This window comes from Kouleothrix sp. 19917, from assembly GCF_057073505.1.
In genome coordinates this window covers 4,836,157-4,846,867 of the sequence record NZ_CP097099.1, presented here as the reverse complement: position 1 = coordinate 4,846,867, position 10,711 = coordinate 4,836,157, and the positions used below count along the sequence as shown (strand labels likewise).

General features: G+C 59.6%; 9 protein-coding genes, 1 tRNA gene, 1 pseudogene and 1 CRISPR repeat array (1 of these 12 cut by a window edge). Of the genes and pseudogenes, 8 read left to right on the top strand and 3 right to left on the bottom strand.

What is annotated here, in order from left to right:
- Positions 1 to 44 precede the first annotated feature (44 nt).
- Positions 45 to 1,260: pseudogene (locus M1P90_RS19625) on the top strand (IS701 family transposase).
- Positions 1,261 to 1,858: 598 nt separating this feature from the next.
- On the opposite strand, the gene M1P90_RS19620 reads toward M1P90_RS19625, so the two are convergent.
- The 3 genes from M1P90_RS19620 to M1P90_RS19610 form a co-directional block, all read right to left on the bottom strand.
- The gene (locus M1P90_RS19620; protein ID WP_483696986.1) at positions 1,859 to 2,968 is read right to left on the bottom strand and encodes a glycosyltransferase family 4 protein; all 1,110 of its coding nucleotides are present in this window, start codon (positions 2,966 to 2,968) and stop codon (positions 1,859 to 1,861) included.
- Positions 2,969 to 3,011: 43 nt separating this feature from the next.
- A complete protein-coding gene (locus tag M1P90_RS19615) occupies positions 3,012 to 3,248 on the bottom strand; it encodes a hypothetical protein (protein WP_483696985.1) in 237 nt (78 codons plus the stop codon).
- A 291-nt stretch (positions 3,249 to 3,539) separates the two neighbouring features.
- Entirely contained in the window at positions 3,540 to 4,691 is a 1,152-nt protein-coding gene (locus M1P90_RS19610; RefSeq protein ID WP_483696984.1) for a glycosyltransferase family 4 protein, read from the bottom strand.
- Positions 4,692 to 4,829: 138 nt separating this feature from the next.
- Here M1P90_RS19610 and fabZ point away from each other — a divergent pair, with 138 nt between their 5' ends.
- The 7 genes from fabZ to M1P90_RS19575 all read left to right on the top strand — a co-directional run bounded on the left by fabZ (position 4,830) and on the right by M1P90_RS19575 (position 8,928).
- On the top strand, positions 4,830 to 5,267 hold the full coding sequence (fabZ, locus tag M1P90_RS19605) for a 3-hydroxyacyl-ACP dehydratase FabZ (RefSeq protein ID WP_483696983.1): 438 nt from the start codon (positions 4,830 to 4,832) through the stop codon (positions 5,265 to 5,267).
- A gap of 10 nt (positions 5,268 to 5,277) precedes the next feature.
- Positions 5,278 to 5,427 (top strand): hypothetical protein, encoded by a 150-nt coding sequence (locus tag M1P90_RS19600; RefSeq protein WP_483696982.1) that lies wholly within the window; start codon positions 5,278 to 5,280, stop codon positions 5,425 to 5,427.
- 44 nt (positions 5,428 to 5,471) lie between these two features.
- Positions 5,472 to 5,557: transfer RNA gene (locus M1P90_RS19595), tRNA-Leu, on the top strand.
- 121 nt (positions 5,558 to 5,678) lie between these two features.
- A complete protein-coding gene (locus M1P90_RS19590; RefSeq protein ID WP_483696981.1) occupies positions 5,679 to 5,987 on the top strand; it encodes a transposase in 309 nt (102 codons plus the stop codon).
- Positions 5,988 to 6,037: 50 nt separating this feature from the next.
- Positions 6,038 to 6,793, top strand: a complete 756-nt coding sequence (locus M1P90_RS19585) for an IS3 family transposase (RefSeq protein WP_483704657.1) — start codon at positions 6,038 to 6,040, stop codon at positions 6,791 to 6,793.
- A 680-nt stretch (positions 6,794 to 7,473) separates the two neighbouring features.
- Positions 7,474 to 8,499 (top strand): CRISPR system precrRNA processing endoribonuclease RAMP protein Cas6, encoded by a 1,026-nt coding sequence (cas6, locus tag M1P90_RS19580; protein ID WP_483696980.1) that lies wholly within the window; start codon positions 7,474 to 7,476, stop codon positions 8,497 to 8,499.
- A gap of 228 nt (positions 8,500 to 8,727) precedes the next feature.
- Complete coding sequence (locus M1P90_RS19575; protein ID WP_483696979.1) at positions 8,728 to 8,928, top strand: hypothetical protein; 201 nt, start codon at positions 8,728 to 8,730, stop codon at positions 8,926 to 8,928.
- 759 nt (positions 8,929 to 9,687) lie between these two features.
- Positions 9,688 to 10,711: direct repeats of the CRISPR family, unit length 37 nt; unit sequence GTTGAAGGCACTGACCCGCTATGAAGGGTTTGGAAAC (it continues 1,144 nt past the right edge of the window).

Below are 10,711 nucleotides of genomic sequence, written 5' to 3'. Positions count from 1 at the left end.
GCATATGATCAGGCGAGCGTTGGTCTACCAGTTGGGAGGCACAGGTGCCAGCAATTGTCGCGATACCACAGGTGGTCGAGGAACTGCTGGTCCAGTTCGCCGACCTGTTTCCAAATGAGCCTTCACGCCGCCACTTTGCCGAATACCTGACCGGGCTGTTTGTAGCGGAGCACAAGACCGTGAGCGGTATCACGCGAGAGTTTGCCGCCCCACCCGACCAATCCACTCTCAATCGATGGTTGACTGAAGCGCCCTGGGATGTCCAGCGCATCAACGCGCACCGGCTCGAATGGCTTCAACAGGACGCTGCAACGCGCTATCGTCACGACGGCGTTATCGCGATCGATAACACTTTGATAGATCATGACGGCAAACTGATAGAGGATGTCGGCTATTTCTGGGACCATGCCGACAAACGCCACCTGATCGCCCACGATTACCTGTTTGCCAACTACGTCAACCCGAGTGGGAAGCATTATCCGCTCGATTTCCGGCGCTTCCGCAAGCGCGAGCAGTGCGACGACGAGCGCCCGTTCAAGAATCACACCGACCTCGCTAAGGAACTGATCGATTGGGTTGTCGCTGAGGACATACCGGGCGACTTCACCTTCGACAGTTACTTCACCAACGCGCCAATTATGAACACCCTCCACGCCAAAGGTCGCAGCTACATCGGTGATTTGAAAGCCAACCGAGTGATTGTAGTCAGCGGGAAGCAGACCAGCGTGACTGAGTGGGTCAAAACGCTCACGCCGCTTGTTCGCACCAAGTTTACGGTCGGCGGTCACACGCAATGGTAGCTTCACCAAGTCCGTTCGTCTGCCCAATGTCAACCACCCAGTGCGTATTCTGGTGTTGTGGTCAGAAGCAGAAGCTGCGACGCCACGCAAGATCCTGATCAGCAACCGAACCCAGTGGGAAGCTCATCGCATTTTGAAGGTCTACAAAAAGCGCTGGACAGGGACGGAGACCTTTCATCGGGACGGGAAGCAGCATTTGGGCATGGGCGAGTGTCAGCTCAGGGACGGGATGGGCCAGACCAGGCACATGCACCTCGTCGTCCTGGCGTACACGGCTCTGATGCGCCAATTGAAGCATGATCGTGCCTTCGAATGGGCTCACACACGCCTGATGACCATTGGCGAGTCCTGTCGCACCATCGCTCGCGAGACCTTGGGCAAAACGCTTGCTTGGGCCATCGAACAATCGCACCAAGGCATGACTCTGTCCGATATCAAGCTCCGTTTGGCTTTACCCTGAGCTTTCGCCTATTTCTGCAAAACCTTAGTACTTAATGAAATAGTTGCGACAATGTGAATATATCATAGAGCTTTGGCTAAAATCAAGTTAAGATTAGGTTAAAGGTCTTAATAATTTGTCATTTTCGGTCTTAGTATGCAAGAATACACAATAATAGCGTAATAATAACTATTGAATAAATTCAATAGTTATTATTACGCTTTGTATCACTTATAGAAGTAGTACTCTCGCGAATCCGTAATTACTCTGGAAAGAAAGTTCTTTCATACAACGGGCAAGCTTCCAGGAAGCTCATCTGGCTACCAGATTGAAGGACAACTAGCTTGAGCTTCCTGGAAGCTGAGTGCTCTGGAAAGAAAGTTATTTCATACAACGGGCAAGCTTCCAGGAAGCTCATCTGGCTACCAGGTTGAAGCAAAACCGGCTTGAGCTTCCTGGAAGCTCATCTGGCTACCAGGTTGAAGCAAAACCGGCTTGAGCTTCCTGGAAGCTGAGTACAAGGAAATGTATTTTCCAGAGTAATAATCTCTGCGCGGCAAGCGCGCCTGGGGCCAGAACAGCCGTATTCGATCTGGCGCGCTCCAGCGCGGCACGCAGGCTAGCCAAGCATTGCGCGATACACCTCGGCGTACTGGCGGGCCAGCGCGGCCTGCGTATAGTGCGCCAGCACGCGCGCGCGCCCACGCGCGCCAATCTCAGCGCACAGGGCCGGGCTTGCCGCCAGCCGCCCAATCGCAGCGGCGAGGGCTGGCACATCGCCCTCGGGGAAGATCAGCCCGCCATCGCCCACCACGTTCGGTATCTCGCCCGACGACGAGCCGATCACCGGCACGGCGCAGCTCATGGCCTCGATCAGCACGCGCCCGAACTGCTCTTTCCAGGCCCGCGTGGTGCGCGACGGCAGCGCCAGCGCATCGAGCCCGCGCAGCGCGCCCGGCACGTCGTCGGTCCATTCTGCCAGCTCAACGCGCGCGCGCACACCCAACGCCTCGGCGCGGGCCAGCAGCTCGGCGCGCTGCGCGCCCGTGCCAATGATGCGCAGCTGCACGCGCTCGGGCGTCTGCGCCAGCGCCTCCACGAGGTCGAGCAAGCCCTTTTGCGGCAGCAGCCGACCGAGGTAGCCCACCACAAAGCGCGAACTATTCGCCGCAGCCGGGTTGCTCTGGCGTGGCGAGAAAAGCGCAGGGTCGACGCCGAACTGCGGCAGCACCGCCACCGGCCCGGCGTAGCCGTGCCCGCGAATGATCGCGGCGGCCTCGGTGTTGCCAGCAATCGCGTGCGCGGCGTGGCGGAAGTTGTAGCGCTCGAACCAGCCGTAGGGCGGCGGGTAGTGGCGCTCGATATTCGCCCAGTTGTAGAAGCAGCAGCGCGCGCCGGCCTGCACGCCCGCCCGCATGGCGTGGAAGGTCGCGAAGTTAAACGCCTCTTCGTCGATATGGAAGACGTCGGGGCGCACCGCCGCCAGCAGGCGCGCAATCGCGGGGTAGAAATGCTCGTGGTGGCGGCCATTGAACCAGATCGGCAGCTCGGCCAGGCGGTAGCCGCGCACGAAACGCCGTTCCAGCTTCTGCTCTACTGCGCCCGGCTCGCGCCAGCTGGGCGGCACCGCCACCGTCAGGTCGATATCGGGCAGGGCGGCCAGCTCTTCGGCCTTGCGCTGGTAGGGGCCAACCACCAGCGCCTTGGAAAGAATAAGCACACGCATCATACGCTCACAGCATCAGCTTCGGAAGAACAAACGCAGCGCCGCGCTAGCCCGTGCCGCGACGCCGCTGACTGCGGCGCAGGCGCGCACGCAGATCGCGCACTGCCCGCTCGAGCCGCGCCAGCTCGGCGCGCAAATCGTCCTGCGCAAGCTGCATATGCAGCGGAACATCGAACGGGCCGTGCTGCGCGATCTGAAGCTCCAGCGCGCGCAAGTTGCGGCGATGGATGCGCAGCAGATTGTCATGGTGGCTGATCTCCTCGATCAACTCATCTTCATTCATCGCTTTTACTATTTCCTGCGGCCGCGCCACGCGCAACCATGAAGAAGCGGTAAAAGCGAGTGTACTACAGCGATGGCAATACGAACAAGTGTTCGTAGATTACAAGACAATGACGGCGGCGGGCAGTATGCAGCAGGCAGCGCGCAGTTGGCAGTTTTGAGTGCTGAGTGTTGAGTATTCGCCTATTACAACGTACACTCTTGCAACTTCGCAATTTGTAACTCAAAAACTCTGCGCTCTTTACGCCCTTTGCGGTAGTTTTCCGTGCTTCAACCTGCAACCTGCCAACCTTCAAACCTGCGAACCTGCAACCCGGTACACCTCCAGCGTGTCGCGGGCATTCTGCGCATAGCTGAAGCGCGCCGCCTGCACCAGCCCCCGCGCGCGCAGGTCGGCGCGCAGCCCGGCGTCGGCGAGCAGCCGCCACAGCGCCGCCGTCCAGGCTGGCACGTCGTCGGGCGCGGCGAGCAGCGCGGCATCGCCAACCACCTCGGGCAGGCTGGAGGCGCTGCTGCACACAACCGGCGCGCCGCAGGCCATCGCCTCCAGCGGCGGCAGGCCAAAGCCCTCGTAGCGCGACGGAAAGGCGAACACCGTGGCCGCGCTGTAGAGCAGCGGGTTGTCGGCATGCGGCACGCTGATGCGCACCACCGAGTCGCCAATCCCCAGCTCGGCAACCAGCGCGTCGAGGTCGGGAAACAGCAGCGGGTCGCTGCCGAGCGCACGCCCGGCCAGCGCCAGCGTGGCAGCCGGCCCACCGGCGCGGCGCAGAGCAGCCCAGGCGCGCAGCAGGGTCGGCACGTTCTTGCGCGCATCCAGCCCGCCAACATAGTAGACAAACGGCCCGCGCAGGCCATAGCGCGCAGCAGCTTCTTGCGCCTGTGCGGGCTCACGCGGCCAGTACTGCGCGCCAGCGGCCAGCGGGATGGCGCGCACACGCGCAGGCGCAACACCCAGGTGCGCAATAATATCGTGCCGCGAATCTTCCGAAATTGCGATCACTGCGTGGGCGCGGCGCGCCGCCAGCGCAACCAGCCGCATGTAGGCACGCACCGCCGCGCCGCCGCGATACTCGGGCAGCAGCAGCGGGATGAGATCGAGCACGCTTGCCACCACCGGCACCGCCGAAACCAGCGGCGGCGCGAAGTAGGGTACGTGGAGCAGATCGGCCCGCAACCAGGCGGCGGCGCGCGGCGCGCCCATCTGCTCGAACCATAGCTTGGCCAGGTTGGCATTTCGGCCATCGAAGGGCGTGCGCACTGAAGCAAGCGAAAAGCCCGCTGGCGGCGCGTCGGCTGGCTCGGCTTGGCGGTAGGCCGGCAGCAGGAGTGTATACTCGTGCCCGGCGCGCTGTTCGGCCAGGCCCGCCACCAGCCCGCGCAGGTACTGCCCGCTGCCAACATTCGGCTCACCCCAGAACATCCCGTTGATTACAATGCGCATGTGCCCTCCTGCGGCGCGGATTATACGCGCAGCCCGGCGTGGCGGCAAGGCGCGGCGCACTTGCACGCCAACGCGACCAATGCTACCATAGGCGCATCCAGCCGCCCGCCGATAGCGCAACACATAAAAGGACTGCCCATGGCCACGCTCAGCGCGCAAGAGATCATGAACATCATCCCGCACCGCTACCCGTTTCTGCTGATCGACCGGATCGTCGAGCTTGAGCCGGGCGTGCGCGCGGTTGGCGAAAAACAAGTGTCCATAGGCGAACCCTACTTCCAGGGCCACTTCCCCGACTACCCGGTGATGCCGGGCGTGCTGATCGTCGAGGCGCTGGCCCAGACGGCATGTGTCGCCGCGCTGGTGCTGCCCGAAAACGCCGGCAAGATCGGGCTGTTCGCCGGGCTGGACAAAGTGCGCTTCAAGCGTATGGTGCGCCCCGGCGACACGCTGCGCCTGGAGGTGCAGTTCGACAAAATTCGCATGGGCATTGGCAAAGGCAAAGGCGTGGCGACAGTGGATGGGCAGCTTGCCTGCGAGGCCGAGCTGATCTTCGCGCTGGCGAACCGCTCATAAGGAGGCAGGAATGTCCCGACGACGTGGGCGGCGGCTCAGCACCAGCCAGATGCTGGCGGCGGCGGCGATTGTGCTGGCGCTGCTGGCCTTCACTGGCCTTGCTGGCATTCCCTGGCTGCCAATCGCGGTGATAGTGCTGGCGCTCAGCCAGCTGATCTAGCAGGCTATTGCCGCCCGCAACGCGGCATGGTATGATTGGGGCGCGCCGGAGTGGCGAAATGGCAGACGCTGGGGTCTTAAAAACCCTTGGACGCAAGTCCGTGCGGGTTCGAGTCCCGCCTCCGGCACCAGCATCACAATGCGGTATCGCGCATGCACGCGCGGTGCCGCATTTGTGATTCATTGCGGCGCGGCTATAATGGCTACACAAATTCAGACACTTGAAACGGCTAATGAAAGGTAGTCCTCTCGATGAAAAAGGTTTACACTCCAGCGTTCAAAGCTCAGGTTGCGCTTGAGTTGCTCAAGGAAGAGAAAACGCTCGCTCAGCTCAGCGCGGAGTATGGTGTCCATGCCAATGTACTGCGCGATTGGCGTGCTCAAGCACTGAAGGGTTTACCAGCCGTTTTTGAGCGGCAAAACGACGTGGCCGACCTCAAAGCCACACACGCTCAGCAGCTGGAAGACCTGTATGCCCAGATTGGCCGGCTCACCACGCAGATCAACTGGTTGAAAAAAAAGCTGCCACCCTCGCTTATCCAACCCGACGAGCGTTCATAGAGCCAGAGGCTGAAGAACTCTCGGTGGCAACATAAGCCAGCCTCCTCAGCATCAGCCGGACACATTGTTACTATCGGCCAGTCGCGCCATCAAAACGTGAAGTTGCGATCAAACATCGCATTGACGAACTCTTCACGGAGTGCCCATTCTATGGTTCGAGGAAGCTGCACGCGCTCCTCCTTCCAGACTTTGCGCCACTTGCGCGCAATACCGTGCATTCGTATATGCACGAGATGGGGCTGCAGGCGATTTATCCCGGTCCAAAACTCTCTCGGAAGCATCCCGAGCATGCCGTCTATCCCTATCTGCTGCGGAATGTGCGTGCCGGATATCCCAACCACATTTGGGGCATCGATATCACCTACATCCGCCTGCGTGGAAACTGGCTGTATCTGGTGGCGATTTTGGACTGGTATTCGCGCTATGTGATCAGTTGGGCACTCTCTGACAGTCTGGAAATTGGGTTTGTGCTCGAGGCGATCGAGAGCGCGCTCAACCTCGCTACGCCGACGATTTGGAATAGCGATCAAGGCAGTCATTTTACAAGCCCACTGTGTACCGAGCTTTTGAAAGCAAAAGGCGTGCAGATCAGTATGGATGGGCGTGGTCGTGCATTCGACACCATCTTTACGGAGCGTTTCTGGCGCTCACTCAAGTACGAGGAGGTGTATCTCCACGATTATGGCACTCCACGTGAGGCGCGGGCTGGCATCACGCGATATATCGGTTTGTACAATCATAAGCGCCCACATGAGGCGCTCGGTTACCAAACCCCAGTGACCTGGTATTTTGGAATGCCTACCTGACGGCAGACAGAGCCGACCTTGGCGCCTTCGGCGGCCCGGCATGACCTGCCCACAGCAGGCTCTACCGGAGAGAGAGCAAGTCGGCCAATCAAGTCGCTCCATTAGGCTGTGGACAGCTCACGCCGGGCGTAGTGCGGAGGCATTCTGCTCGACGCTGCTCGTCTTGACTGTCAATCGTTTTGCGCTCGCAGTCAACGGATAACTGCCGAAAAAAGTGTCTTGACAAGTTGAGCCACTATACAGGTGATCACCAGCAGTGATGATGGGAGCGCGCATCTGGGATATCGATCTGCGCGACGCAATTCTGAGTCTCTGCCATCAGCTCCTGCGTGATTTCACGCCGGGGGAGCGCGCAGCGTACGGCATCTCCGATAGCACGCAGACCTGCCCGGTGTCGTGAGCGGCACGATTGCGTGGTGCCTCGGCTGGCGCGAATCTGTGCCGGCGCTTCTTTCACAGTATTACGACCCAACATCGTTACACGGTCCCTCACCAAAATACGACCCAAAATCGTTGCAAATTCCCCAACCAAAAATCGCGCGTGCTCCGTTTAGTAGACGAAGAACCCAAAAAAGAAAAATCCAAGGGCGCGCCACGTCGCAAATGCGACGCATACGTCTGCTACAATGGGGTACGCCGGCCACATCATTGTGGCACAGCGCCGCGCAAGGGAGGGAAGGATGACCGAGCCTCTAACCGCACCGGCTCACACCGCGCTCAGCGGGCTAGAGCTGCCGATCGCGCGCCTGCGCGTGACTCTGCGCCTGCTCGACGCAACAACCCTGCCGCCATACAAAGGCGCGATGCTGCGCGGCGGCTTTGGCTACGCCTTTCAGCGCGCTTCCTGCCCGCAAACCTGCTGGGGCCACTCCGACTCCTGCGCGGTGGGCGCGCTCTGCCCCTACCGCTGGATCTTTGAGACGCCACACCCGCCCGGCGTTGCGCATCTGCATGATCTTCAGGATATTCCGCGCCCGTTTGTGATCGAGCCGCCGCTGGATCAGAAGCGCGCCTACGCTGCCGGCGACGCGCTGGAGTTCGGGTTGGTGCTATTTGGCCGCGCCATCGATCACCTGGCCTATTTTCTGTATAGCTTCGAGCAGCTTGGGCGCATGGGCCTGGGCCGCGAGCAGGCGCGCGCCCGGCTGGAGCGTGTCGAGGCGCTGCGACCCTGGGAGCCGACCGGCGTGGCGGTGTATAGCGAGGGCCGCGCCACTGCCGAGGCGGCGCGATTGCGCGGCGACAGCGTGGGCTATACCTATAGCGCGGCATGTATTGCCGAGCGGGCCGGGCGGCTGCCACGCGACCTGCGCATAACCTTGCCAACGCCCTTGCGCATCAAGGCGCGCGGCGAGCTACTTAGCCAGCTGGAGCTGCCCGCGCTGGTGCAGACGCTGTGCTGGCGACTGAGCGCGCTGGCGGCTTTTCACGGCGGCGGGCCGTGGGAAGTCGATCACCGCGCGCTGATGGAACAGGCGCGCAGTGTGACGCTTGAACAGGCGCGCACCGAGTGGTTCGACTGGGAGCGCACGTCGACGCGGGGTGGCAAGCCGCGCACGATGACGCTGGGCGGCCTGGTGGGTTCGGCGGTGCTGCGCAACGTGCCGCCAGAGCTGCGCGCGCTGCTGCTGGCAGGCACGCTGGCGCATGCCGGCAAGGCGGCGGTATTTGGGCATGGCAAGATTGAACTGGCCGAGCTGCGCTAGCGCATATTCAGTGCAGGGTTTGGGGAATAGGGAATAGGGTTTGCGCATTGCAATGCAGAAACATGTTCCTGATTTCTGCATCGCCTTGTTGATTAGGCATTAAGGGTCGATCATAAGAAGCTTACGGTCGATCATAAGAAGCTTACGGTCGATCATAAGAAGCTTACGGTCGATCATAAGAAGCTTACGGTCGATCATAAGAAGCTTACGGTCGATCATAAGAAGCTTATGGTCGATCATAAGAAGCTTACGGTCGATCATAAGAAGCTTACGGTCGATCATAAGAAGCTTATGGTCGATCATAAGAAGCTTATGGTCGATCATAAGAAGCTTATGGTCGATCATAAGAAGCCTGGGGCGTGGCGACAAGATTATTACATCTGGCCGTATGGAGCCATGAAACAGGATCAGCAATTTGGCCTCTTATAGAGTAGGCATCGTTACGGTATCGTTATAGGCCCGGCACGCTATGAAGGGGGACAGATTTGTTTGGTGCTTTTCTCGGGGCGCCCAAAGGCACCCAGCCTTCGTGCCCCTGATTGAGGTTCTTAATTGTTTTTTCTCGGGGCGCTTCGTCCCCATGCCCCGATTAAGGAAACCCTCGCCGGTTTCCCTAAAACCCTTGCGGCAAAGGGTGCTGGTGCCGATTGCGAGGCTCGTTGTTGTGCCATGCGGCGATGGTACAAGCCAGTACTGGATTGAATGGCAGATGCAGCGTTGTGCCATGTGGGGTGAAGGAAGCTAATACTGGATTGATGTCGAGTTTGGGCAAATAATCTTAAACCTTGTTCGAAGCAGGCAAAACTCGAGGGAAACCCTTGCGGCAAAGGGTGCTGGTGCCGATTGCGAGGCTCGTTGTTGTGCCATGCGGCGATGGTACAAGCCAATACTGGATTGAATGGCAGATGCAGCGTTGTGCCATGTGGGGTGAAGGAAGCTAACACTGGATTGATGTCGAGTTTGGGCAAATAATCTTAAACCTTGTTCGAAGCAGGCAAAACTCGCTTGTACATCCTGTATCAAACGTTGCCAGGTTTTGGCACAACGGAGGCATGCCTGCAGAGCTTTGCAATCGCTACCCACGTCCATTTGGGGTCCAGGGGCGATGCCCCTGGCCGGGGTGCTGGGGCGGGAAGCCCCAGCGGCCCTGCGGCCTGAGCAAACAAGGTTCACTCGCGCAAGTCGCCACCCGAAGGCACTGACCCGCTATGAAGGGTTTGGAAACATATAATCACATCCGAGCTGTACGAGCGCGCACACGGGTTGAAGGCACTGACCCGCTATGAAGGGTTTGGAAACGGTGCAGCCCATCGTGTACACGTTGCACGGCCAGTAGGTTGAAGGCACTGACCCGCTATGAAGGGTTTGGAAACAGAAAGCGCTCGTACTCGCGCTCGCTCGGCAGCCGGCGGTTGAAGGCACTGACCCGCTATGAAGGGTTTGGAAACTGCGATTGAAAAGGCAATCAATGACTACCTGAAGCCACGGTTGAAGGCACTGACCCGCTATGAAGGGTTTGGAAACCAATCCGCGCCGCCCGATTGACTCACCAACATGACTGTTGAAGGCACTGACCCGCTATGAAGGGTTTGGAAACGCCGCCAAGGCCCCCGCCCCCTCCATCACGACCATCAGTTGAAGGCACTGACCCGCTATGAAGGGTTTGGAAACCTTGGCGTTCTCATCGGCAAGCTTGGCGCGCTGGTCGTGTTGAAGGCACTGACCCGCTATGAAGGGTTTGGAAACTTCATCACGCAGGAGCATGATCGCGCTGCGCAGGTCGTTGAAGGCACTGACCCGCTATGAAGGGTTTGGAAACCCATTATTGCACCTCATAACTGAAATCGAGCACCCGCAGTTGAAGGCACTGACCCGCTATGAAGGGTTTGGAAACTACTGATTACACGTCTCGCCGAGCTTCTCCCAGGCCACGTTGAAGGCACTGACCCGCTATGAAGGGTTTGGAAACTGTAAATCAATACGGTGTGCATCTTGTAATGCAAGTGTTGAAGGCACTGACCCGCTATGAAGGGTTTGGAAACCGATTGTTGGCCGGCTCTACTGCCCATTTTGCGCGGGCGTTGAAGGCACTGACCCGCTATGAAGGGTTTGGAAACTAAGGGCGAAGCGTCGGGCCTGCTGTGGCGCGACCTTGTTGAAGGCACTGACCCGCTATGAAGGGTTTGGAAACGATATAGGATGTGCAGCCGCC